The following is a 21982-nucleotide window of genomic DNA, read 5'->3' as shown; positions in this document are numbered from 1 at the left end:
GCAGTTTTCCTTGCGGCTTTCTTTCCGTTGGCAGACTGCACTGATAAGCGACCAGCGAGCGCGGAAGAAACTGCGGAATGCATGAAATATATGTCGATGATGACGGCACCGCTGCCGCCAGACCAGCATGAGACGCTTCGCAAAGCCTGCATGGATAGCAGGAAGTAATCTCACTGTTTCTTCCCGTTAAAATGGGAGGATTCACCTTGCCGGGAAGCTGTGCTACGTTGCCCAACATTAAGGGGCAGGTGGCAGAAGTTCGATGAACGAGAATAACCCGTTTCAGTTTCTTGGGCATTTGATAGCGGCAGCGTTGTTGCTGCCGCTTGGTTGGTGGATCAAAGCCACCTATGCGCCTATCTGGGCAGAATATCTGCGAAACTTGTTTTAGTTCGCCATGAGTGTTCCGGCTCTCGCCGGGATTGTCAGAGCTGTTCCGAGATGTTCCAGTGCTTTCATGAATGCAGGACTTTGCGTGGCGCGCTGCGCTGCAATCTTCAAAGCGTTCCTGTCTTTACTGGTCAGAATCTTTGCAACCTGAATCATGGTTTTTGTGTCAGCGGATCGAACCGCAGCGCTGATTGCTTGCTTACCCCCGGCGAGTGCTAGGCCGCCTACTGCTCCAGCCGTAGCGCTTTGCAAGTTTCCGCCTTGATAATACCCGACACCTGCACCCCCCGTCATACCAAGCCCTAACTCCATCAACTGGCGAGTTGTTGTTGATCCCCCCAAGCTTCCGCGCAGCTTATCGGCCAAATCCTCGACGCGAACGTATGCCTCAATCTTTTTCATCTTCTCAGGACCGAAAACCATACTCATGCTTTCGCGTGCCGCGTCCGATTTGAAAATATTATTGATGACATTAACACGGTCGCTGGATGCTGAAATCCTATCGATCAATTCGGAACCGTAACCAGTCTGAAAAGCCTCCTTTTCATTCTCAGTCATAGCGGTAAAAGCGCGTCGGGCTTCCGGCACGGTGCGGGGGGAGTTAGCGAATTTTCTCCCAGCGTCCAGTGCATCCTCTGCGCCAAAAAATGCAGCAGCACCTCTACGGGCATTGTTAAATTCAGGCACCGCATGGTCGAGAACTTCATTCAAGCGACCGCGAAGCATTCTGACGGTTGCCCCGTCATAGTCTGCGCCACCCTTGAATGCTCTTTCCTGCATTTCACGCAGATTGCGCTGCACATGGTCCCAATACTCAAGATTAGGCGTAGTAACCGATCCGTCTGCACCTTTGCGAAGTCCGTAATTTCCAGCCGCATCAAGCTCGAAGGGATTCGGGATTGCCTTGCCGCCTGAAACAGCCGCTCTGTCTGCGCTCTTTGTTGGAACGTCTGCCATTGCCTTACGAAAGGTTGGCGACTGCATCAGGTCTTGCATTTCCGGGGTGAAAAGCGCCTGCGCGTTTGGGCTGTTATATGCTGCCTGATACGCGCCTTTGTTTGATGAGCGTGAAGCTTTCATAAGTGCTTCCTGCAATCCAATGTCGTCAGCGTTGCCTATGGTCAATTCGCGAATAAAGCGAGAAGCGCGGCCTCCTTGTGATGCAAACCGCTCCTCGGCAAGGTTCTGCAAAGCTGCTCGCGCTTCCGGGGCTTGGTTGGAGACTGATCGGGCAAGCGCTCGTGTTGTTTCCCCACCTCGATCCACGTTCGCAAGGGGAATGTTATTCGCCCTGGCTGTTACCTCGTCTCTGGCATTCATGAGTAAACGCGGATCAAGGTCCATGTCTCGACTGTAGGCGACACCTACTCGCCGTGCAGCTTCATCTGCTGGATTGAGCATGGCGTTAACGCTCGGAGCAAATCGGTTATAGACCGTGCCCGCTCCCCGGCTGATTGCCTCGCTTGCGAGAGGGATAGCGCCGCCTAATACTCCGGATATGCCGCCGTTCGTCAGAGCCTCCGCGCCATCCCCACCTCGGGCTAACGTGTCTGCTGATGAAATTGCAGCATTGGAAAGGGCGGAATTGATTGTGCGTGTTCCGAGGCTCCCCGTCATGCCGAGGCCTTCGGCTATAGCTGGAGAAGCTGCTGCTCCCGCTGCCATTGGAGCAATGTTTGCGGCCACTTCGCCGGAAACAGCAGACATAGGGTACTGGTTTTCGCGCACCTTTCGCCTAATCCCTACCTGCTGGCGAATGCGGGCAGGGTCTTCGCCTGTTAATGCTCCGTAAATGTTGCTTCCAATTAAATCAGATGCTTGTCCCAAAGCAGGTCCGACAACAGGAATTTTGCTTGCGCCCTCCAGCCATGTCTGACCAGCGCCCGCGACATTGTTGTCATAGGCTGGGCGCGAGAGGCGGGAAAGCTCTGACATGCCATCTGTCATCTGGTCGGCGCTCATGCTCTGGTTTTGCTGACCAGAGGCGGGCTGCTGTCCGAGATACGTCTGCAAGGCGTCAAACGCGCCTTGCTCATTGTCACCAGTGATATTGTAAACACTGCCGTCTGGTGCGGTAATGCGGAATTGTGGCATTAGTTCACCCTCTCAATCTTGTAACCGTTGATATTGCCGGATTGACGCGCGCCAGCACCGTTCGGCGTGAAAGCTGCTTCTTTGTCTGCGAATCTTGGATCTAGCTCGGCTGGATCGATGCCCATTTTCTGGAGTGCAGCGACAGAGCTTTTCGTCAGGAAGCCCGGAGCCTGATTGCCACCCATGCTTTGCTCATAACGCTGATTGTACGTTTCGGTACGAGCCGCCAACATATGCAGAGCTGACGTAACAGCGGCTTTGAGCTGGTCAGGCGAACTGCTGGAACTGATTGCAGCCTTCCATTCCTTCACGGCTTCGACAGGAACAGCGCCTGTACCGTGGAAGGCTTTGCCAAGTTCTTCCGCCACGCCCAACTTAAAGGTTTCAAAGCCCTGCTGTGCGGCTCCACCTGTCTGCCTGCTGAATGTGTTTGCCACACTGTTCCAAGCTGGATAATCGCCGTTATCCAACTTCGCATGTTCATCCACCATCCCAGCCATATGCTGAATTGCGAGGTTCGTTGATGATGCTAGCTTTGCCATTTCGCCGGTCGAGTAATCCTTGCGGGTCTGCGTCCGTGACGTGGATTGTGTGGCGTCAAAAGACGGATCATACATGCCGACAAGCTGGGCGAGCTGCTGGCGTTCCCCCGCACGTAGCGACGTGACACTGGTTATAGGCATTTCATAATTGGCGACCTTTTTTACCAATGTTGCCGTTCCGCGGGGAAGGCTTCGTAAGAACTCATTCTGAGCGATGGCGTCGGGTCTGCCGGTGTTTGGATCAGTCGAGACCATTGGAAGGCCCTCGAAATCAATCGTTGCCCCACCAATGGTTGCTCGCTTCGCTGCGCGTGTCTTCTCAGTCTGAAAATCCGTGAATGATCCAGTGTATCCGTTGTCCTTGGCGAACTTATAATTCTGAATGTCCGGCGTGTCTTTGCCACCGCCGTTTGGTGCCGTCATCCATTCCCCGGTTGATGAGTTATAGATGCTGCCGCCTCCCGTATTGATCAGATTACCGCTCTGGGCTTTCTGGCGTGCAGCATCGACTTCAAAGCCGAGCTTCTGCAATTCAAGATTGGTTTTCGGGTCCACTCCCTTGCGGATATTCTGGAGAACCTGAACGACCGCCTGCGGATTGCGAGAAATAATCTGCGCTTCGCCTTCGGAAATGCCCTGAGAGGTGAGATATTTGACTGTCTGGTTTTCCTGCTTGCGCTCTTGCACGGCGCCAAGGCCACCACCAATAGCTGACAGCACGCCATTGCCCCGGCCCAGCCCCTGTAGGAAGGCTGCAAAGTTTCCCACGTCCAAGCCGCCCGAAGTGTCAGAACTAGCCTGTGCGGGCTGCTGTGGCGCGTTCTGTGGCTGTAGGTGACGTAAGGACGCCTGATAGTCCTGCTGAGTGATAGGTGCCGCGTTTGCGTCAGGCTGTGGCGGAAAATAATTCAGGTCGTTCATGCCAACTGCAACGGGCGCGCTGATGTTTCCCTGCGGAGGCTGCGATGGAAAAATTCCGCCCTCTGGCACCGTTTCCTTAGAAGGCGTGGAGCCGGTCTGAGTCAAATCGACGGTCGGCTGTGCTGGCTCGCCCGTCAGCATGTTCATAGGAACCATGTTAGGCCGTGCTGTCAGCATGTTCTGGATATCTGGTATCCCCAGAAAACGCAGATCAAAATTGTTCATGGGTGTTCACCTTCACTGAACGCCTGTCGCGCCTGCGACAAAGCTGTCAAAAATACCGAGCGCTTGAATTTTCGCGATTTCATCAGGTGTGCCGCGAGACTGTGCGTCTGCGACTGCCAGTTCCTCAAAGGCTTGCAGAGCCAATAGAACTTCTTGATGAGTGGCGTCCTGATCGAAAGCCTTACGCTCATTGTCGTAATTCTGGAGCGATAGGTGCTTGATTAATCCGCTCACAAAGTCGGGATGCATGATATAAGAGCCGTCAGGGGCTTTGAACGGACGGATAAGAGGCCTGTTCATATTCAAGCCTCCGCCCGCTGTCCGGCTTCGGCCAAAGCCGAGGCGCGGATTAGCTCAGACAGTGAAGTGCCTTTCTTTCGGGCGACTTCCTTCAATGCTTGTTTTTCTTCCGTGAAAACGCGGACGAGGATATAGTCAGCCATTGCAATATTTGCGCGCATTACAGTCTCCTTTCGTTAATACGATTGTATCACGATGGGGCCTTGTAATCGACAAAAGCGCAATTAAATCATTATGTTAGTATAAATTCCGTAGTCGTTCGTGGGTGTTCGTGGCCGTCCAAACTAAAATGAAAAAGGCAGGGTGCGGCAATCTGTCATTCAAAAACTACTGCCCAGCTTGCAGATTGCGCATTCTTTTTTTGCGGTAAAGTCTCTCATCAGCTTGGCTGACAACGTCCTTAAATGTCTGCTTGGACTTGCAGGCTATTTTGCCCACCGAAATAGACAGCGCGGCTCCATCCATCTTTGTAGTATCCGTAAAGTTTGTTCCTGCTTGCTCACTAACATGGCTCAGAAGTGAGAGCATATCGTCTTGTGATACACCCGGAACGAAAGCGCAGAATTCATCACCACCGATTCGAGCAATTAAACTGTCTGCTGGCAAGACGGCTTCCAGCGCTCTCGCGGTCGAAATTACCGCTTCGTCCCCGGCGAGATGGCCGAAATTGTCATTGATCAGTTTCAGATAATCAATGTCCGCTATGATGAACCATCCGCGCACACCGATTTCCATTGCACTCTCAAACCGCTCAATGAAGCTACGCCGGTTCAGCAGACCTGTAAGAGGGTCTGAACTGGCTCTTCGCGCAAGCTCGTTCGCTTGTCTCACCAATGAACGGTAGGCAACTTCAAGGCGTTCAAGCTTATTGAACCATAACAACGCGATTGGAATAGCGATGATGAACGGAAGCACCAAACGAACAACAATAGTAATAGTGTCCGAATGAACACCCAAGAGAAAGCGGATGCCAGTTGAAATCGAGATAGAAACAATAGCTGCGATAATCGACACAGCGGCAGTTCGTCTCAATACTCTTCGCGAAGGCAAATGCACGATGCACCTATGCTAAATGTCCTATAATGGATCAAAAATTGCGATAGAATAGCTTGCCTTCTAATCGGAGTGATTCTGCATATTTACAACCTAATCCGATGATCTGGCCGTTGTTTGCAGAAGCATTTTAGAATCCATCTCAATTGTTACGTTATAGGCTTTCCTGCTACAAATGCTCACTAGAATTCGTCTAATGCATTCCGGCAGACTTTTATCAATTCGCGGTTTTCGTCCATCATAGCCTTAGTTTCTCGCGTATAAGCGCCGTGCCGGTAGTTGCTGTTTTCCTTGCCAGTTCGGTTGCCACCTCGCGCTCCATGCATCCGGCAGACTGTAAACCCTTTGACAGCGGGCGACCGACACGGCTTGCCGCTATGTTTTGCTGTCGCAGTGCACCTAGGGGCTAACTTCATGAGGCTGACTTTATCAACCATGATTGCCCCCTCTCTTGCCGCCTTGCGAGACGTTGCCGACGATTGCCTGTCCGCCTTCATAAACGTGTACATGCTCAACAGTCATTTTCTGCTGGCCGCCTGATCGATAGCGCGTCAATGCATCCACCTGTGCCGTGAATGTACGTGAAAGTTGGTTAAGCGACCGGGATGCGCTGTCATACTGAGGGATGGTGTCAGCCCGATTGATCCGAGCAGCTAGTTTCATGGTTGCATTGTGTATCGCTGCCATTTGAGCTGCCAGCATTGTTTCAACTTGATCGCGTGGCTTTACACCGGCGACCAGTGAGGCTGTGAATGCTGATGCATTATAGGATGTAACTTTCAGAGAATGGCCAGTTTCAATCATCTGAACAACTATGCCTTCAATGAAATGCGGGTCCGATGAACCCAAGGTTTCCTCTGCTAGTCGCTGATTAACCATCACCGCTCCGTTGCTATCCATACAAAAAAGCTCTGACGGTTCTGGCATGGTTTTGCTTACAGCCGCATCGGGGCTTTTCACGGGAGGTAAACCGCTGGAGACGGCAGTTTCATTTGCGGCAGTTGGTTTATCTGACATGTTAAGAATCCTTATCGCAACTTTGAGAACGGGCCGCGTTGATGACTTCGATGGCCTGCAATGCTGAGAGCTTGAACTGCTGTTTCAGGAAAGGGATTAGTGGTCTAGGCCTTGAACCATGAGGCACTGAGGCTAACCACTGAATGGCTGTTCGCATCTGCTCACTCATCTTGGTCGTTCATGAAGAATTGAATTTTGGGCATTGCTATCGCCCGGTTCGCTCACCTGCCTTTTGATTGGCTGTTCGCGACCGGGCTTGCTCCAGCCATTGCGCTGAAGGGTACGGATCAGGCTTGGAGTGGGGATTGGTTCAAGTCCGCTTTCGCTACCTGTATATGGTATATTAATAGTGCCCGCTCTCGGCGTGCAGGGAATGGTCGAAAATGGCGGTTCACTGTACGCTCTGGGCGTGCTGACAGCCCGCTCTAAGCGTGCGGTGGTGCCGTTTGCTGTACGCTCTAAGCGTGCTGCGTGTACGCTCTTGGCGTGCGGTGTTTTTTTCTTCGGCGTTTCAGGCTTGGGTTTCCACGACATGAATTCCTTCGATGGGATAAGCGAGCGCACTGGCTCATCCTGCGGCAATTCCGTCAAAACCCATGTGGTTGCAAATGGAGTGCCCTTGAAGCTGCCCCGGCGCTCCTGCTTAATGAAGCCGCGTTCAATCAAGTCACGGAAGGCCATCGGTATAGGTTTGTTACTGCACCCGACCAATTCCTCGGCCTCGCGATAACTCATCGAAATGGCACCATTGTTCTTGCCGTTATACCGGCGTTTGATTTCGATATAGAGGCACCGTGCATAGACACTCAGCGAGCGCCACGCATCGCAGTCAAGAAACCAGCGATGAAGCTGCAAATATGGCGATGAGTTGCTTCGGCCACGGTTGTCATGTTTTGCCATGAATACCTCCCCGAATGAAAAGGGAGGCACGAAGCCTCCCCATTATGTATAGGATGGCCATTATGCGGCTGCTCCCACTGAAGTTTCGCGCAACACCTTCAAGTTCGAGCGCAAAACGTATCGACCATGCGTGCCAGAGTAAGGGCCGCCATGCTCTTCATGAATCGTCTCGACAACAATGCCAGCTTGCCGAAGCTTGAAGATATAGTGCGACCAGCGCGGGGCAGGATTATGCAGTGGTGTGCAACCAGTTTCACCAGCTGCAATAAGCTGCTCTAATGCCCACGCATCACGACCAACAACGGTAACGAGGCCACCATCTGGCTTGATCATGACTGTCAGCGACAAAATCGATTTCCGCTTACTCATGCTGCGCCTCCAATTCCGGCGAGTTCACAAACAACGCGTGCCGTCGCAATCGGAAGGCGAAAGCGCTTTGCGATGATTGATGCTGTTAAAGTCGTTGCGGGGAGGGGCGGATTGCGGTAATCAGTAGGTAGCGACACCATTTTGATTGCCGATCCGCCGTTCTTGCTGCTGTCCAGCAAGTGCGGCGTTTCTGTTTTATCACTCATGCTACGCTGCCTTCACTGGAGGCAGGTTCTCGAGATAGCGTTTCAGGCTTTCAGCGAGGATGAGTGTGCGACGGCCTTCTTTGCGGGCGTCGATTTTGCCTTTACCGATCAGTTCATAAATCTTGGTTGGACCGAGGCCACAAGCTGCGGATGCGTCCTTAATTGTCAGCGCGAATGCTGGCATTTGTTTTCGCCTTTCTTCATCAGCGCTCGGTCATGAGCGCGGTTAACGTGATGAAGAATTGCTGAAGTGAGAAAAAATCGCTAATTATTCAAGCAAATCAGTTGGATAGCGTTGAACGTAGGTTGAACGGCGTTGTATGGACGTTGGATGGTGTTGAATAATGGTTGTATGGCGTTGAATGAACATTGGAACGTATCTTTTGGATTCCATGCCCATTCACCAACCCTTCGGAGCGCGAGGTATTTGCATCCATAGAGGGCGATTCGGCCACACCTCTTTTCTAAATTGTGTGGTTCCTGCTTCTGGAAATGCCTGCCGATAGGCGGCCTCTGCCGTTGCATGAGTTGGAGCTTTCATGCCCTCAAACTGAGAAAAGTATTTGTCTGCCCATTCCTGCAATTTTTTTGCGGGGACGTTCGCTTTTACTGTTCTGTTTACCTTATTCGGTTTCTCGGTTTCATCCGCACAGCCAGAACATGCAGAGACGAGGCGGTCTATATCTCGCTTTGAGAAGAAAATATAAGCATACCCATCCCCCCCTATTGCAGGTGAGTACGGGGCGAGCGGGTTCATCATGCCCCAAAAAAAGCGTTGCTTTATTCTTCCTTCTCGCCACTCGTCCGTTGAATGCATTGCCGTAAACTGTCCGTCTCTAGCCAGTGCCCATTCGAGCTTTTTCTGAGACACGGCTTCAGCAATGAATTCTATTACTTGGTCCATTCGGTCATGCAGTTTCGCAGTTTGTGCGTCAGAGACGGATGCTAAGAGCGCAGCAGAGCGAATTTGGTCGTCCGTAAGGTTGTAGTAATCATTCACGCTTGAAGGAAAAGGGAGGGCCAAATCGGGCCGTTTGCGGAATAGCAAACAATAAAGCTGCTTCATATCCAAATGCGTGAGGTTCGATTTGACGGTGATCAAAGTTTCGCCGCCCACATACATCTCTTCGTGGACTTTATATAGCGACGGGGCGTAAGGTTCCGTGCCAGACCATTCATCCTGAAAAAGCGCCGCTCCGATGCGAATAGTCGCCTCAAAAAGAGACACATACTGGCCGGATCGGTCTTTTGGCCAGTCTTTAGGGTTTTTCCAATGATTTAATGGATCAGTCATCGCTACACCTTTGCGAAAGCACCTCTAAAACCACAGGGAAACCGAGAGGTGCGTCCCGGCTTGTCGGATGGCCGTCCTATCCCCGTGGGTCTCGCTGTTATCCCCCGGCCTTAAGCTTTACGACTTTACCGCGCTCGGTATCGACTAGCGGCACCACAGCAAGCGCAGCCAGGTCATCCAAAGCGTTGACGATTGCCGATGCATAATGCCGTTCAATCATTTTGTCGGAAGTGTCATGAAGTTGGGCCACTAGTCGAACAGGCAGCGCGGCACGAAGCGCGCGAACAATCGATGAATGGCGCAAGGAATATGGCACTGTGTCAGATGGAAGTCCGGCGCGTGCGACAATCGCTGCCCATGGTCGCGCTAACTCGGCAGGCGAATTCCATGTGCCGCGCTTATCTTTTACCCAGACTGGTTTTGTTTCGGGATCTGGACGCTCTTGCTTATGTTTCCAGCGTTCAAGCAATGGATCGGCTGGGCGACGACCTGCCGTTGCGGGTCTAAGCGCCTCCAAAACATCGCCGCCAACTTTCACGCCTATGTGAGTGGTGCGCTTTTGGCCTCGCCCCTTGCGCGAAGTCGGTATCATGAGACGTGATTGCTCTGGCTGCACGTCGCCAACCTGAATCCGTCGGATCTGTGAAAAACGCATACCGGTTGCAGCCAACACCAACACCAATCTGAACAGGTCGCCTGACCAACCATCCTCATCATCGACAATTCTTGCTGCCTCAATGATGCGACGCACGTCAGCATCAGGGAGAGCAGCACCGTCGCGCGCTGCTGCGGGTTCTGCCTCACCGGCCTTCAATCCGATTTTTATCATAGTTAGATATGACGCAGGCAGTCGCTTAAGAATGCGGGGAGGGACGGCATTCAATGCCGCGCGAAGGTCATTGACGATTCGCTGGATGCTCGAAGTCGCTAAAGTCTCTGGCAGGTCCGCTCGCCAGTCCGCTAAGTCTTCATCTGAGAGCGCATCGAGGCGCTTGTCTGCCAGCGGCTTTCCGAGAACATGCAAATTGAGTCTGCCATATGCGTCGTTCGGGCGCGCGCCCTCTTGTTTCTCTGCCCGAGCCTGTCTTTTTGCTACATATGTTTCGATAGCATCCCGAACAGTGGGGATAGGCTCCTTGCCTGCATCGCGTTCACGTTGACGTTCTTGCTCCACATGCTCGGCAGCTCTATTTCGCGCTTGTTCGAAGTTTAACGTCTCAACGCCGTCCGCGCTTATACCGTCGTCTGCCGCTCCGATACTTTCCTGCTTGTACCGACCATCTGGTAAACGCCAGCGAACAAACCAGCGACCGGCGCGCTTACCTTTCCGATACCCAAGATGAACTTCGGCACTAACGCTTCGCCAATGGTTGCCAATCGGCAAACCCTTTCGAGCGTTCGGCGTTGTGAGTGAAGATTCTTGTAGCGTCTTCGACATGGGTTTCCAAAAGTCGTCTAATAACCGTCTAATAAGCAACCGCGCATAGTGACGGTCAACCACGACGTTAAGTTTTAGATATCCGGAACACAAGAAAAACAAAAAGGGTTCAAACAGGGTAGTGACGGTCAATGGCGAAATGTGGATTTTTCAGTTTTCGCCCTCTCACGGCGCAAACAGGGGTTCGATTCCCCTTGGGCGTACCAGTCATCCCAAGTAATTGGCAGACACCAAAGCTGTTTGGAATATAAGCACGCAGGCGTTCAACAACGGGCATACGATATGCCCAAAGCAGAAAATGCCAGATAACCGGGCTAATACAATCTCGCTGCCCTTTAACGATCGCTGCAATGCCAGCCACCCGTGGAGTCTGGGCAGCATTTGATCTGCTGCCCATCCCAATAATAATATTTACATTGTTCATCAGATGGTAAGTCAACTCCGATCTCTGCCAAGCTGATGTTACCTGCAATTATTAGAATGGAGAAGGCCAGTAAGAATGAAGCATAATTTCCCATGACAGACCCATTTATAAATTAATTTTTATATAAACTATATTATGGAATATATTTACTTTAATAAATATTAACTTAAGTAAACTTATTAAAAGCATATATTCCATATGGAAAAAACTGCAGTGCAATATACGGCACAATTCAAGGCATCGCGGCCATTCGCTATGCATAGCGCACTATTTTCAGGTTTTAATTGAGATAATGATTCAGCTTCCGCATATTCGGCTGATGTAATACAGATGCACCCAATTAATGCTGAAAGTATAACAAATTTACGCATTATAATTTCCTCCCATTTATTATTATTGTGCATCCATTTTCTTATTATAAATATATTATTTCAACGGCAATTTTTCATGAACAAAATATTGGGGTTGGGATAGCGGGATTATATGTCCAAGCGCAGATGCAAAGTGATTTGCTCTTGGTTCGATGTGAGATCAAACTTTATCATCGAAAAATGAGGATAGCTGGAGCAGAGCCATGAACGGACCGAAAAGGATTATCTCAGCAGTTTCGTTTGTCTTCATGGCGGCATTGCTGGCGGGTTGCATGGGCAGCCCGTACAATGATGGCTACCGGAATTACGAGCCGTCTTATGGCGGTTATTATGGTGGATCTACAGTGGTTTATCGGTCTGAGCCGAGATACAATTCAAGATATTATCGGGATGACCGGTACTATAAAGGGCGCCATTATCGTCGCGGCGACAATTATAACAGGCCGCGGCAGCGTCCAGATGATAAACCGGGTGAACGCCCTGTTGCGAGACCGACGCCGCCACAAAGCGAAACGAACGTACCACAGGAAGCTTTGCGCAGGCTTATGCGGTCGAAACAGGAATAAGTTTCGGCATTCTGGGCGTCGTCTTGCGAGGCTAAAGCATGTTGCGGAAAAGTGGGAACCACCTTCGCGTGAAAATCAGTCCACCGGACTGATTTCTATTCCCGCTAGGATTTGAGAACGCAGTGCATCTAAACAAGAAGATAGAGCGAGCGTATTGGGTGCGGTTATGCGCGACGCGCTCTAATCGCTTGCCAGTCCTGAAAATTTTGCTTTAGGTTGCAAGCTGCCATGCAGAGCGTTGACCTGATCCGTCGAATTGTTACACGCCCAGCTTCATTGGTGGTATGCTTAAAAAAGAGCACAATGACCTGAACGGATAACTGTGCAGGTCTGGAACATTCCGCTCTTAAGCAAGAAAGTTTCCATCATGGCAAAAGGCCAAGTACGCAGCAATCGTGAAGTGCGCAAACCGAAGAAAGACAAATCAGCTTCTGCTGAAAAGGCATCTGGCCCCGCAATCGGGCGCTTCGCAACCCAGATCAAGGAAGCTGAAAAGCAGAAGAAGTAGTTGACAGAGACTGCTTGCTACATCTGTCTTTCCTAGAGCATGTCGCGGAAAAATGAGAACCGCCTTTCCGGGAAAATCAGTCCGCCGGGCTGATTTCTATTCCCGCTACGATCCGAGAACGACATGCGTGAAAACAAGGTAGGCGTGGATGCGCCTGCCTATTTGTATAATCCCCATAACGGAGTTTGGTATGATTGCAGCCTATATCGGATCTGCTGCGGTGAGTGCCGGTGTGTATCTTTTGTTGAAACGCAAGGCGCGAAAGACGCGGCTTATCATCTCCTGGAGCGTGTTTCTGGTTCTGTGCGCACTGTTCACCATCTGGTTCATCAACACCGGAGGGGAGTACGGAATTATGGGTAAAAACGGTATTAATCCCGATTGGGCGAGACAATAACACGCCAGTTTATTTGCTTGGAGCCAGCCGGTTCGAATTGACCCTAATCAATGCATTTCTTCAGCAGATAATCGATTATAGCAGCATCGACAGGCAATTTTCTTGAGACGTTTTTACGAGGATGGACAAAAGTCGATAGTGCGTATCTATTTGTTGAAACTATACTGGAGGGGATTATGGGGACACGGCTTCAATTGGCATCGATCATAAGTTCGATTGCGTTTATCGTTTTGATCGGCATCGGCTTTATCGTAATCCTGACAGTGCCGGAGCTTTCACAGAATCCGGCCTATCCTATGATCTGGGCGGTGGTTATCAGTGCCATCATCACGCCCATCGTTGGCTGGATAATCGCGATTAAAATACTCAAGACGCGATAAGATCAATCTGCGTGGCGCTTTCCGATCCGCGTGAAATGCTGCGTCGGCAAACAGGGTTCACATCTGCACCATAACGTCTGGAACGTTGTAAAAATGGGCAGGGAACACAGTTTGTCGATTGATCTAACATGCGGATTACAAAATGGCTTGGGGAGATATTCTCTCTTCCAGTTGCAAAAATTTGCAACTGGCGCCTTGCGGGTGCATAATCAGGCCATGAGTGAATCGCACAAAAAACCCGATTATGAGCAGGAGCTGAGGCAGGCTGGTATCCGCATTACGCGGCCACGCCGCATCATCCTCAACATATTGACTGAAACGGAAGATCATCCGGATGCGCTGGAAATTTTCAGGCGCGCTGTTGAGGTTGATAATAGTATTTCATTATCAACCGTTTACAGAACTATGAAGCTGCTGGAGGAACTTGGGGCTATCCATCGCCATGCCTTCGCTGGCGGTCCATCGCGGTTTGAGCAGGCGAATGGGGCACATCATGACCACATCATCGATATGGATTCGGGGGAAGTGGTTGAGTTCAGCTCTGAAAAAATAGAAAAACTGCAGGAAGAAATCGCCCGGGCGCTCGGATATGAAATCGTGCATCACCGGCTCGAACTTTATTGTAAAAAAATCGAATCCTGACGGAACCAAACTTTTGGATATCCGTTCATGTTTTCGAGGACCACGATAAGCCCCGCAAGCGGTCCTCATTGGCCAACAACAATGTCCCCGTTTGAAGTTGGCTGTGAGAATGTCGCGCAGACGCCCCCCGTTATGTCGCCGACGTTCCGCACCTTTAAGGAAAGCCGTTGTGGTTCAAACCATGACGGCTTTTCTTTTATGAGTGGGGAAATGTGGGAAGGTCTTTCAGGCGTCGAATTGTTCTGCCGGAACGTGCAGGGAATAGACTGCACCTGAGCCATCAACGCGGTATTCTGCATGTCCGTTCACCGCTTGCGGCACAATGCGCTGCAGGACCGCACTGCCAAAGCGCGGGTCGTGCTGAAACACGTCCGGCATGGCCGGATTGGTTTCTTTCCAATAAAAGAGCAGTTCGTCTTCGCCTGCATCGGTCTGGAGAATTTTTGCAGAAATGATGACGCGGCCATAAGGAATCGATAATCCGCCAAAGGATGTTGCATTGACGATCAGCTCGTGCAGAGCAAGGCCGATATGCAGCGCTGCCCCCGGAAACAAATAAGGGTTGTCGCCTTCAATGCTCAGCCGTTCGTCATTGATATCGATATATTTTTCGATTTGGGACTGCACAAGATCGACAAATAAGGCACCGTGCCAGTTGGAATCGGTCACCAGATCCTGCGAATAGGACAGAGACTGAATGCGTCCGCGAAACTTGAGAAGAAAGTCATCGACAGAATCAGTGAAGCGCGCCGTTTGGCTGGCAATGCTCTGCACAATGGCGAGCAGATTTTTCGAACGGTGGCTCACTTCGCGCAACAGGGTTTTTAAAACTTGTTCGCGGCGTTTTAGTTCACTGATTTCCAGCGCCGTTGTAACAAGGCCAACAACGTTGCCATTTGCATCAAGATCACAATCAATGTGAAAGTCGATCCAGCGAAGCTTGTCGCCATCATTAATGGCCAGCTCAATATTTTGTGCCGTTCCGGTTTCGATTGCTGTGCGCTTTGCTTGTTCGAGCCTCGACATTGACGTCGAGAAAATAAAATCACAATCCCGTCCACCCGCTTTCCATTTCTCCTGCCAATAGCTGGGAATGTTCTCCCCCCAGGCATAAAGCATATCGGGCGTCTGATAGAGCACGCAGATATTGCTGTTTCGCACAGCGCCCAGCAATGCGCGCAATCGTGACGCATCAGACTTTGTTTCGTTGAGGGGGGATGGGGTTAACGCGGCCATGAATGCCTCAATTACCATGCGTTGTAGAGTGAAAAGGAATGGGTGAATAACAAAAGCTTGGTTGATAAAAACAAGAAGCAACAGGCAATAATTTCAATAATTTTGGATCAACACTGTGATTAATAACCGCGCCGTTGACGAAGGTCGTGCAACGGCGCAATTTTTGCTGGCTGCCTTGCAAGGCGGTGAGCCGCCTTGCAAGAGCCGACAGGATTAAGCCTTGCGGATAGCCGAGGCGATCAAAGATATGACCAGCAGGGCGAGGAATACGAAGAAAAGAATCTGCGCTATACCCGCTGATGCGCCGGCAATACCGCCAAAGCCCAAAGCGCCTGCGACCAGCGCGACGACGAGAAAGACAAGAGCATAATAAAGCATTGTGGGTCTCCTTTTCATTGATTGAAAGGGAAACGTCTGATCGTTGCTTTTGGTTCCTCGAAATAGACAATTTGAAGGTCCAGACTGCAAATAAATCGCGCTTTTTAGCACATAGTTGTCAGTTTAACGCTGACACCCCCGCAAGAAGTCATTCTTTGCAGGGGTGTCACTTTGCGTCACATTTCCAGTTCAGGCTGCAACCTGAGCGGCTTCTTCAAAGAACAAAGCCTGGCTGATAAGCGCCTTGACCATGTCAGGATTAAACGGCTTGGTCACAAGGAAGGTCGGTTCAGGGCGCTCGCCGGTCAAGAGCCGCTCAGGGAACGCGGTGATGAATATCACGGGGATTGTGCCATCCTGCAAAATCTCATTCACAGCATCAATGCCGGAACTACCATCAGCCAATTGAATATCTGCAAGCACCATTCTCGGCTTTTCGCGGCTATAGAGCGCAAGCGCTTCATCCTTGGTGCGTGCAATGCCGACGACTTCATGGCCAAGGCTCTCGACCATCTGTTCGATGTCCATCGCAATCAGCGGTTCATCTTCGATAATCATAATTCGCGTTGCCACTTGTTTCGAAATTTCTGTCGAAGCAGATGTCAAAATACGGCCGAATTCACGCTCATCGATTTCAAGAATTTCAGCGGCTTCCCGATCATTGAACCCTTCAACAGCGACGAGCAAAAAGGCCTGTCTCGGCAAAGGGGAAATATAAGAAAGATTTCGCGCTGCCTGCTTTTCCCATGCAAATTCAGAGGCAGGCTCCGGAATTTCGACAGAGGCCGTTTTATACAGATTGCAGAACAACCGATAAAGCGCGATCCGGTCTGCTGATGCAGGCGGGAAGATGCTGATGTCTGCGATCAATGCTTCCAATGTCGCAGCAACATAGGCATCGCCTGATGCCTGCGAGCCTGTCAGAGCACGCGAAAAACGGCGGAGATAGGGAAGATGCGGCGCAATACGCGTCGATAACGTCATGGTTTTTGGACTCCTCATTGCCGCACTTCTTGCTTTTTACACTCACCGACAGGGCGCGAAAGCTCTTCGGCAATGTTATAGAGCACGGCATAATGCTACACAAACGTTGCAGTTTGAGAAAAGTTCCTCGAGATTTTAAAAAAGTGAGGGAACTTTTTCAGAGTGGGCGCATTTAGCCTCCAGAGTAATGCATTTGTGATCGTGGAACAGGGCGAGATGCCTGGAATGAATAAGTGATGACAGAAAAGAAAAACCTTCAAGCGAACGGGGCCGGGATCCGGCTCAACGGGCGCGTCCGGAAGGACATTTTAGGACCGAACTGTGAAGTCGGTCTCAAACTCAAAGCGCTTTATACCTCAATACAGGAAGAGACAATTCCGGATCGTTTCCTCGACCTTTTGGAAAAACTCGATCAGGCTGAACAGGAGAGTACGCGTGGGCAAAGCACTGGTTCCGTCGGCTGAAGAGTTGGCGCAATTCAAGCGCGAACTCCTGGCCTCGCTGCCAAGTTTGCGTGCGTTTGCGGTATCATTGATCGGCCAGCATGATCGTGCTGACGATCTGGTTCAGGACACAATTATGAAAGCCTGGGCCAAGCAAGAATCCTTTGAGTTGGGAACCAACATCAAGGCGTGGCTGTTTACGATCCTGCGCAACGAGTTTTACAGCCAGATGCGTAAGCGTGGTCGTGAGGTGCAGGATACGGACGGTGTTTTCAGCGAACAACTGGCTGTGCATCCATCGCAATATGGCACGCTTGATTTGCAGGATTTCAAGGTAGCGCTCGATCAGCTGCCTGATGACCAGCGTGAGGCCATCATTCTGATTGGAGCGTCTGGCTTTGCCTATGAAGAGGCTGCTGAAATTTGTGGCTGTGCTGTTGGCACGATCAAAAGCCGTGTCAGCCGTGCGCGCACGCGCCTTCAGGAGATACTGCAAATTGAAGGCGATGCAGATTACGGGCCGGATGCCAATTCATCCCGCGCCACGCTGAGAAGCTTCGCCTGACGCCTGTGCTGATGCATGCAAATGCCGGAAACAGACCGGGAAAGCATTTCCTGTTTTGATTGAATTATTGGAAATGCTCTGCCGGTTTGTTTTCACGCAATAGGCTACGAATTTCGGTTTCGGCATACCAGGCCGTGTGGACAATTATATTCTGGTTCGTGGTATGGAGATACACGCCACGGCGGCCTTTTCTGCTGTTCAGAAACAAAACCCTCTCATGCCACGACTGAAAAATAATTGTCCACACGGCCTAGGCACTTGAAGAGTTCGCTTTACTAATATTTGCTTGTCAAACCATTATGGAAGATCCGTGCGGTCCTCCGCACTGGTTTGTAACTTTGAATTCTTGTGGATTTGCCGTTGTCATCAGCCTTTTCAAACCGCCTGTTCAAACCTTCGATGCGCCCGATTGCCTTTATCGTGTCGCTTAGTCTGGTTTTGTTATCGGCGTTGATAACCCTGTTTCTTTCCTATGGTGTGAACAAACAGGTTGTCGATATTTCAAGGAACTTTGAACTGCGCGAGCAGGTCAACAGGGTGACACGCATTGCCTATAATATTGAGATGAGCCGTCGCGGATATCTTCTGACGCTGGATGAAGATTATCTTGATCGCTACGAGCGTTCGATTGCCAATATTGACCAGACGCTGGATGATCTTGCCGTCATGACAGAAAATAATCCGCCGCAGCATGCGCGGGTTATAGAGATCAAGTCGCTGGTCAAGCAGGGTCAAAAAGATGTTCGTGAGACGATCATTCTTGCCAGGCAAGGCAAGATTGGCGAGGCCACTCAACAACTTCGCAGTAACGAGGGCAAAAATCTGCGCGATCAGCTTGCGCAAACAGTGTCGCAATTTGTCGCCACGGAGGGACAGGAACTTGCACAGCGCAATGCCTATATAGACAGGATGCGCTCCTTGCTGACGGCGACTTCGATCGTCGCGCTTACCTCAGCAGCCGTGCTGGGTTTTTTGCTTTTGTCACGTGTTCAGCGCGCGGCACGTCTGCTTTTTGAAGGGCAGTCGGCTTTGCTGTCTGAGAAAGAGCTTCTTGAGGAACGCGTGAAAGAGCGAACAGCGGAGCTCGAACGGGAGCGTGCTGTTGCTGAGCATGAGCGCAAACGGGTTGAAATCCTTTTGCAGGATTCAAACCACCGCATCGGCAATTCACTGGCCACTGTTTCTTCGTTGCTTGGCCTGCAATTGCGACAAACGCGCAGTGAAGAAGCCCGCGCGGCCCTCGTTGCGGCGCGCGATCGGGTGCAGACGGTTTCGACCGCGCATCGCAGGCTCCGGCTGGGCGAGGATATGGAATCGACGCGCATCGATGAGTTTCTGGAAACAGTTATCGAAGATATCCGCGAGGGAATTGCGGATGATCGCCAAATCACTTTCACAACGGATTTTGCGCCACTTGATCTCAAAGCGCGGGATGTTACGACAATCGGTATCATTCTGGGCGAGCTTATCACCAATGCGATCAAGCATGCTTTCAAGGGGCGGCAAGGCGGTCGAATTTCAGTCAGCTTCAAAAATGACGTTGAGAGTGGAAAGCCTGCTTTGATGGTCGAAGATGACGGTATCGGCTGGCAGGGTGGCGATACGGATAATGCGCGTGAACAGAATGGCCTTGGCACGCTGGTGGTCGAGCAACTCTGCATGCAGTTTGGCGAAAAGCCGGTTTATTCGACGTCCGAAGATGGTACGGGAACACGCGTGATCGTCCGGTTGTCCTCCCTTGTTCACGCGCAGCCAGATCAGGAGCACGAAGCTTCGTCATAAAAAACGGCCCCCAACGAAACATCGCGGGGAGCCGGTCTCATCTGTTTTGCTTATCGTAAAATCAGCGCTTCGTCTTATTTGAAAGCAAGCTCACCAGCGCTATGCCTGCCAAGGGCAGTGCGACAGCGAGAATTGGACGTTTCAGAATTGACGGCACGGTTGCAATTGCAGCCGTTGCCACGAGTGCTGATTTGTCTGCGGCGATACGCTCTTTGCGTTTCTTTTCTTCTGCCGCAGCCTGAACTTTGAGCACTGCAATGATAAGCAGGGCAATGATAATCGATAGCCCTGCGAGAATGAGTGCAGCAATCGGCCCGCCGTAATTTTGAGCCAGTGCAAGAAAAGCGGCGACGCAAAGAAACACAACCGCGATCAGTCCGAAGACAGCAATTGCTGCTCCAAAAATTGCAGCACGTTTAGCACGTCCGGTGAGAAGTTTTAGCTCATCACCGGCAAGCGTTGCCACGACTGGTGCCAGAAGCTTCAGCATGGCGCGGATCAGCGGCGCGAGAGAAGGGCGAGCAGATACCCGATACCAACAGCCGTCGCCAGCGATGCAATCGGTTTGGCCCGCACTGTTTCGGTCAACTGTGCTTCGACATCCTGCGCTTTGCTTTTCAGGTCATCGACAACGTCTTCACCCTGCACATATGCGCTTTTATACGTTTGCTTGGCGGTGCGTTTCGCATCGCGCACAGTCTGTGAACCCAGATTCGCCAGGGTTGCGGCGATGGCAGCAATATCTTCCTTCAGCTGCTCGACCTGAGACTGAAGGTCGTCAGTTGTCGAATCGGTCAGTGCCTCTTCGAGATTTTCCTCAATCTTACGCGTGTTGGTTGTTCCGCGCGCCATGTCAGGCCTCCTGTTTAATCACTGTTTGCAACATATGTTGTTCGACGAGTGGTCTAATTTCTAAAATTGCATCCCACGGTAACAGGCGTCGAGCCAATTTAGGCATCAAGAAGACGACAAGCAACCGTATCAATTCACCACAATAACGTTGTTACGGCGCAATGGTTGCATGTTCAGGCATAAGTCAGCAACTCAAACCATGACGATCTGCAAGTCATGGTAAATATCGCTGGGATCGTTTGCGCTGACGCGTCCTGTCTTACGCAAAAAACAGATAGGCTGCGCAAGCGACAGTGATGAAAGCCAGACCGCCGTAATAGGATGGCTTTAATGATCGCGCGCGAACAGGCAATGGATCATCGTTGCCTGCCATCGCCATACGAGCAGCGTTTTCAAGTGCCTGAATGTCTTTAAGCATCATGAGCCTCTCCTCCCGAATTCCGTTCAGTCCCAGGCAATGATTGGAAATGCCCAAACTATTCCCAAACTGTCCATTGCAGCATATCACGCCTGATTTGAAGCTTTTATGCAAGTGCTATCCCGATAAGGGGTTTAGTGTTCCTGGGGTCGGCAGGTTTGAGAAATTTATGTGTTCAATCCTAAAAATAGCAGCATTTTCAAAACATGACTTGCATCATCATATTAATGGGAGTTAAGAAAAGGCCTCAAGTGGCATGACAGGCGGCGGGGCAGTCTGCATGATTGATCTGTCATGTACGCTCGGACCTGAACAATCAAAAGGCGATGAAAATGACTGGTTTCTGGCGAAAAAGCTTCATGGCTGCGGCGATGGGCATGGGGCTGCTGGCATTTGCGGGTTCTGCACTTGCACAGGAGGCACAGCAGCCTGCCAACGATAGCCCCGCTGCGACCAGCCCAGCCCCCGTTCAAGCACCGGCAGCCCAGCCCGCCATTATACCATCCGCAACCCCAGCAAGTGAACCCAGTGCAGCAGAGCCAGTGACCGCAACCGAGGCGCCCCCTGCTTTTGTCCTGCCGCATGACCTTTCGCCATGGGGTATGTTCATGGCCGCCGACTGGGTTGTGAAAGGGGTGATGATCGGTCTTGCGGTTGCATCACTTTTAACCTGGACGATCTTGATCGCGAAATCGCTTGAACTGGCCGGTGCTCGCGGCCGCGCCAAACACGCATTGAAGATCATTGGTCATTCGGCGACACTTTCCGAAGCTGTTCGTACACTTGAAGGCGCGAAGGGACCGGCTTCCATTCTGGTCCGCGCTGCCGAAGATGAAGTTCGTCTTTCTGGCCCGGCATTGGCGCGTGCCGGAGGGGAAGGCCTTAAGGAGCGCGTTACCTCGCGCCTGTCGCGCATCGAAGCAAAAGCCGGACGCCGTCTTTCCAAGGGCACGGGCATTCTGGCAACCATCGGTTCGGTCGCGCCCTTTGTCGGTCTTTTTGGAACTGTCTGGGGCATCATGAATTCGTTTATCGGCATCAGTCAGGCACAGACGACCAATCTTGCTGTTGTTGCTCCGGGCATTGCGGAAGCGTTGCTCGCCACGGCCATCGGCCTTGTTGCGGCCATTCCTGCCGTTGTTATCTATAACGTTTTCGCCCGTTCAATCACTGGTTACCGCGCACTGCTTGCCGACGCTTCGGCGGGCGTTGAGCGTCTGGTAAGCCGGGATCTTGACTTCAGAACAGCTGGCGTGCGTGAAGGCGCGCTGCACGCAGCGGAGTAGT

General features: G+C 51.3%; 28 protein-coding genes and 2 pseudogenes. 11 read left to right on the top strand and 19 right to left on the bottom strand.

Annotated features, from left to right (window positions below):
- Window positions 1-262: 262 nt before the first annotated feature.
- A complete protein-coding gene (locus tag ABE527_RS10890; RefSeq protein WP_499696936.1) occupies window positions 263-391 on the top strand; it encodes a hypothetical protein in 129 nt (42 codons plus the stop codon).
- On the opposite strand, the gene ABE527_RS10885 is transcribed toward ABE527_RS10890, so the two are convergent.
- From ABE527_RS10885 to ABE527_RS10825, 13 genes are all read right to left on the bottom strand, one after another.
- Entirely contained in the window at window positions 388-2484 is a 2097-nt protein-coding gene (locus ABE527_RS10885; RefSeq protein ID WP_499696935.1) for a hypothetical protein, read from the bottom strand. The genes ABE527_RS10890 and ABE527_RS10885 overlap by 4 nt on opposite strands.
- Window positions 2484-4172 (bottom strand): hypothetical protein, encoded by a 1689-nt coding sequence (locus ABE527_RS10880; protein ID WP_499696934.1) that lies wholly within the window; start codon window positions 4170-4172, stop codon window positions 2484-2486. The genes ABE527_RS10885 and ABE527_RS10880 overlap by 1 nt, the downstream gene beginning before the upstream one ends.
- A 12-nt stretch (window positions 4173-4184) precedes the next feature.
- Window positions 4185-4472: a hypothetical protein gene (locus ABE527_RS10875; RefSeq protein WP_499696933.1), complete on the bottom strand. Its 288-nt coding sequence runs from the start codon at window positions 4470-4472 to the stop codon at window positions 4185-4187.
- 2 nt (window positions 4473-4474) lie between these two features.
- Window positions 4475-4633, bottom strand: a complete 159-nt coding sequence (locus ABE527_RS10870; RefSeq protein WP_499696932.1) for a plasmid mobilization protein — start codon at window positions 4631-4633, stop codon at window positions 4475-4477.
- Between the two features lie 166 nt (window positions 4634-4799).
- The gene (locus tag ABE527_RS10865; RefSeq protein WP_499696931.1) at window positions 4800-5528 is read right to left on the bottom strand and encodes a GGDEF domain-containing protein; all 729 of its coding nucleotides are present in this window, start codon (window positions 5526-5528) and stop codon (window positions 4800-4802) included.
- Between the two features lie 426 nt (window positions 5529-5954).
- Window positions 5955-6542: a hypothetical protein gene (locus ABE527_RS10860; protein ID WP_499696930.1), complete on the bottom strand. Its 588-nt coding sequence runs from the start codon at window positions 6540-6542 to the stop codon at window positions 5955-5957.
- 165 nt (window positions 6543-6707) lie between these two features.
- Window positions 6708-7442, bottom strand: a complete 735-nt coding sequence (locus ABE527_RS10855) for a hypothetical protein (protein WP_499696929.1) — start codon at window positions 7440-7442, stop codon at window positions 6708-6710.
- Between the two features lie 60 nt (window positions 7443-7502).
- Window positions 7503-7811 (bottom strand): winged helix domain-containing protein, encoded by a 309-nt coding sequence (locus ABE527_RS10850; protein WP_499696928.1) that lies wholly within the window; start codon window positions 7809-7811, stop codon window positions 7503-7505.
- Window positions 7808-8017: a hypothetical protein gene (locus ABE527_RS10845; protein WP_499696927.1), complete on the bottom strand. Its 210-nt coding sequence runs from the start codon at window positions 8015-8017 to the stop codon at window positions 7808-7810. The genes ABE527_RS10850 and ABE527_RS10845 overlap by 4 nt, the downstream gene beginning before the upstream one ends.
- 1 nt (window position 8018) lies before the next feature.
- The gene (locus ABE527_RS10840; RefSeq protein ID WP_499694488.1) at window positions 8019-8201 is read right to left on the bottom strand and encodes a helix-turn-helix domain-containing protein; all 183 of its coding nucleotides are present in this window, start codon (window positions 8199-8201) and stop codon (window positions 8019-8021) included.
- A gap of 216 nt (window positions 8202-8417) precedes the next feature.
- Complete coding sequence (locus ABE527_RS10835; RefSeq protein WP_499696926.1) at window positions 8418-9311, bottom strand: hypothetical protein; 894 nt, start codon at window positions 9309-9311, stop codon at window positions 8418-8420.
- Window positions 9312-9408: 97 nt separating this feature from the next.
- On the bottom strand, window positions 9409-10749 hold the full coding sequence (locus ABE527_RS10830) for a tyrosine-type recombinase/integrase (protein ID WP_499696925.1): 1341 nt from the start codon (window positions 10747-10749) through the stop codon (window positions 9409-9411).
- Between the two features lie 109 nt (window positions 10750-10858).
- Window positions 10859-11188 (bottom strand): hypothetical protein, encoded by a 330-nt coding sequence (locus tag ABE527_RS10825; RefSeq protein WP_499696924.1) that lies wholly within the window; start codon window positions 11186-11188, stop codon window positions 10859-10861.
- A 559-nt stretch (window positions 11189-11747) separates the two neighbouring features.
- Between ABE527_RS10825 and ABE527_RS10820 the strand changes: the two genes are divergently transcribed.
- From ABE527_RS10820 to ABE527_RS10800, 5 genes are all read left to right on the top strand, one after another.
- Window positions 11748-12110 carry a hypothetical protein gene (locus ABE527_RS10820; protein WP_499696923.1) on the top strand — a complete coding sequence of 121 codons (363 nt, stop codon included), beginning with the start codon at window positions 11748-11750 and terminating at the stop codon, window positions 12108-12110.
- Window positions 12111-12477: 367 nt separating this feature from the next.
- On the top strand, window positions 12478-12618 hold the full coding sequence (locus tag ABE527_RS10815) for a hypothetical protein (protein WP_265984779.1): 141 nt from the start codon (window positions 12478-12480) through the stop codon (window positions 12616-12618).
- A 190-nt stretch (window positions 12619-12808) separates the two neighbouring features.
- Window positions 12809-13015, top strand: a complete 207-nt coding sequence (locus ABE527_RS10810) for a hypothetical protein (protein WP_265984780.1) — start codon at window positions 12809-12811, stop codon at window positions 13013-13015.
- Between the two features lie 176 nt (window positions 13016-13191).
- Window positions 13192-13395, top strand: a complete 204-nt coding sequence (locus ABE527_RS10805; RefSeq protein ID WP_265984781.1) for a hypothetical protein — start codon at window positions 13192-13194, stop codon at window positions 13393-13395.
- 216 nt (window positions 13396-13611) lie between these two features.
- Window positions 13612-14037, top strand: coding sequence for a ferric uptake regulation protein (locus ABE527_RS10800; RefSeq protein WP_265984953.1), 426 nt, complete (start codon window positions 13612-13614; stop codon window positions 14035-14037).
- 225 nt (window positions 14038-14262) lie between these two features.
- Here the strand turns inward: ABE527_RS10800 and ABE527_RS10795 are convergent, their stop codons facing one another.
- The 3 genes from ABE527_RS10795 to ABE527_RS10785 all read right to left on the bottom strand — a co-directional run bounded on the left by ABE527_RS10795 (window position 14263) and on the right by ABE527_RS10785 (window position 16635).
- Entirely contained in the window at window positions 14263-15273 is a 1011-nt protein-coding gene (locus ABE527_RS10795; protein WP_265984782.1) for a sensor histidine kinase, read from the bottom strand.
- Window positions 15274-15486: 213 nt separating this feature from the next.
- The gene (locus ABE527_RS10790) at window positions 15487-15651 is read right to left on the bottom strand and encodes a DUF1328 domain-containing protein (RefSeq protein WP_006473348.1); all 165 of its coding nucleotides are present in this window, start codon (window positions 15649-15651) and stop codon (window positions 15487-15489) included.
- A gap of 189 nt (window positions 15652-15840) precedes the next feature.
- On the bottom strand, window positions 15841-16635 hold the full coding sequence (locus tag ABE527_RS10785; RefSeq protein WP_265984783.1) for a response regulator: 795 nt from the start codon (window positions 16633-16635) through the stop codon (window positions 15841-15843).
- 236 nt (window positions 16636-16871) lie between these two features.
- Between ABE527_RS10785 and ABE527_RS10780 the strand changes: the two genes are divergently transcribed.
- From ABE527_RS10780 to ABE527_RS10770, 3 genes are all read left to right on the top strand, one after another.
- Entirely contained in the window at window positions 16872-17099 is a 228-nt protein-coding gene (locus ABE527_RS10780) for a NepR family anti-sigma factor (RefSeq protein ID WP_265984784.1), read from the top strand.
- On the top strand, window positions 17071-17643 hold the full coding sequence (locus ABE527_RS10775) for an RNA polymerase sigma factor (RefSeq protein ID WP_265984785.1): 573 nt from the start codon (window positions 17071-17073) through the stop codon (window positions 17641-17643). The genes ABE527_RS10780 and ABE527_RS10775 overlap by 29 nt, the downstream gene beginning before the upstream one ends.
- A 360-nt stretch (window positions 17644-18003) precedes the next feature.
- The gene (locus ABE527_RS10770; protein ID WP_499696922.1) at window positions 18004-19425 is read left to right on the top strand and encodes a sensor histidine kinase; all 1422 of its coding nucleotides are present in this window, start codon (window positions 18004-18006) and stop codon (window positions 19423-19425) included.
- Window positions 19426-19486: 61 nt separating this feature from the next.
- Here ABE527_RS10770 and ABE527_RS10765 read toward each other — a convergent pair whose 3' ends face one another.
- From ABE527_RS10765 to ABE527_RS10755, 3 genes are all read right to left on the bottom strand, one after another.
- Window positions 19487-19915: a phage holin family protein gene (locus ABE527_RS10765; protein WP_265984787.1), complete on the bottom strand. Its 429-nt coding sequence runs from the start codon at window positions 19913-19915 to the stop codon at window positions 19487-19489.
- Window positions 19916-19923: 8 nt separating this feature from the next.
- Complete coding sequence (locus tag ABE527_RS10760; RefSeq protein WP_499696921.1) at window positions 19924-20277, bottom strand: ElaB/YgaM/YqjD family protein; 354 nt, start codon at window positions 20275-20277, stop codon at window positions 19924-19926.
- A 259-nt stretch (window positions 20278-20536) separates the two neighbouring features.
- The gene (locus tag ABE527_RS10755; protein WP_265984789.1) at window positions 20537-20698 is read right to left on the bottom strand and encodes a hypothetical protein; all 162 of its coding nucleotides are present in this window, start codon (window positions 20696-20698) and stop codon (window positions 20537-20539) included.
- 323 nt (window positions 20699-21021) lie between these two features.
- Between ABE527_RS10755 and ABE527_RS10750 the strand changes: the two are divergent.
- Both ABE527_RS10750 and exbB read left to right on the top strand, forming a co-directional pair.
- Window positions 21022-21150 (top strand): annotated as a pseudogene (locus ABE527_RS10750) (tonB-system energizer ExbB); the annotation flags it as partial.
- A gap of 117 nt (window positions 21151-21267) precedes the next feature.
- Window positions 21268-21981: pseudogene (exbB, locus tag ABE527_RS10745) on the top strand (tonB-system energizer ExbB); the annotation flags it as partial.
- Window position 21982: the final 1 nt, after the last annotated feature.

Source organism: Brucella sp. TWI432, assembly GCF_039674445.1.
Taxonomy (GTDB): Bacteria; Pseudomonadota; Alphaproteobacteria; order Rhizobiales; family Rhizobiaceae; genus Brucella; species Brucella chromiisoli.
Note: the sequence above shows the minus strand (reverse complement) of the source record. Positions and strands in the feature narration are given on the sequence as shown.

Coding starts and splice junctions, on each gene's coding strand:
- ABE527_RS10890 (WP_499696936.1), top strand. CDS start 263: ATGAACGAGAATAACCCGTTTCAGTTTCTTGGGCATTTGATAGCGGCA.
- ABE527_RS10885 (WP_499696935.1), bottom strand. CDS start 2,484: ATGCCACAATTCCGCATTACCGCACCAGACGGCAGTGTTTACAATATC.
- ABE527_RS10880 (WP_499696934.1), bottom strand. CDS start 4,172: ATGAACAATTTTGATCTGCGTTTTCTGGGGATACCAGATATCCAGAAC.
- ABE527_RS10875 (WP_499696933.1), bottom strand. CDS start 4,472: ATGAACAGGCCTCTTATCCGTCCGTTCAAAGCCCCTGACGGCTCTTAT.
- ABE527_RS10870 (WP_499696932.1), bottom strand. CDS start 4,633: ATGCGCGCAAATATTGCAATGGCTGACTATATCCTCGTCCGCGTTTTC.
- ABE527_RS10860 (WP_499696930.1), bottom strand. CDS start 6,542: ATGTCAGATAAACCAACTGCCGCAAATGAAACTGCCGTCTCCAGCGGT.
- ABE527_RS10855 (WP_499696929.1), bottom strand. CDS start 7,442: ATGGCAAAACATGACAACCGTGGCCGAAGCAACTCATCGCCATATTTG.
- ABE527_RS10850 (WP_499696928.1), bottom strand. CDS start 7,811: ATGAGTAAGCGGAAATCGATTTTGTCGCTGACAGTCATGATCAAGCCA.
- ABE527_RS10845 (WP_499696927.1), bottom strand. CDS start 8,017: ATGAGTGATAAAACAGAAACGCCGCACTTGCTGGACAGCAGCAAGAAC.
- ABE527_RS10840 (WP_499694488.1), bottom strand. CDS start 8,201: ATGCCAGCATTCGCGCTGACAATTAAGGACGCATCCGCAGCTTGTGGC.
- ABE527_RS10835 (WP_499696926.1), bottom strand. CDS start 9,311: ATGACTGATCCATTAAATCATTGGAAAAACCCTAAAGACTGGCCAAAA.
- ABE527_RS10830 (WP_499696925.1), bottom strand. CDS start 10,749: ATGTCGAAGACGCTACAAGAATCTTCACTCACAACGCCGAACGCTCGA.
- ABE527_RS10820 (WP_499696923.1), top strand. CDS start 11,748: ATGAACGGACCGAAAAGGATTATCTCAGCAGTTTCGTTTGTCTTCATG.
- ABE527_RS10815 (WP_265984779.1), top strand. CDS start 12,478: ATGGCAAAAGGCCAAGTACGCAGCAATCGTGAAGTGCGCAAACCGAAG.
- ABE527_RS10810 (WP_265984780.1), top strand. CDS start 12,809: ATGATTGCAGCCTATATCGGATCTGCTGCGGTGAGTGCCGGTGTGTAT.
- ABE527_RS10805 (WP_265984781.1), top strand. CDS start 13,192: ATGGGGACACGGCTTCAATTGGCATCGATCATAAGTTCGATTGCGTTT.
- ABE527_RS10800 (WP_265984953.1), top strand. CDS start 13,612: ATGAGTGAATCGCACAAAAAACCCGATTATGAGCAGGAGCTGAGGCAG.
- ABE527_RS10795 (WP_265984782.1), bottom strand. CDS start 15,273: ATGGCCGCGTTAACCCCATCCCCCCTCAACGAAACAAAGTCTGATGCG.
- ABE527_RS10790 (WP_006473348.1), bottom strand. CDS start 15,651: ATGCTTTATTATGCTCTTGTCTTTCTCGTCGTCGCGCTGGTCGCAGGC.
- ABE527_RS10785 (WP_265984783.1), bottom strand. CDS start 16,635: ATGACGTTATCGACGCGTATTGCGCCGCATCTTCCCTATCTCCGCCGT.
- ABE527_RS10780 (WP_265984784.1), top strand. CDS start 16,872: ATGACAGAAAAGAAAAACCTTCAAGCGAACGGGGCCGGGATCCGGCTC.
- ABE527_RS10765 (WP_265984787.1), bottom strand. CDS start 19,915: ATGCTGAAGCTTCTGGCACCAGTCGTGGCAACGCTTGCCGGTGATGAG.
- ABE527_RS10760 (WP_499696921.1), bottom strand. CDS start 20,277: ATGGCGCGCGGAACAACCAACACGCGTAAGATTGAGGAAAATCTCGAA.
- ABE527_RS10755 (WP_265984789.1), bottom strand. CDS start 20,698: ATGATGCTTAAAGACATTCAGGCACTTGAAAACGCTGCTCGTATGGCG.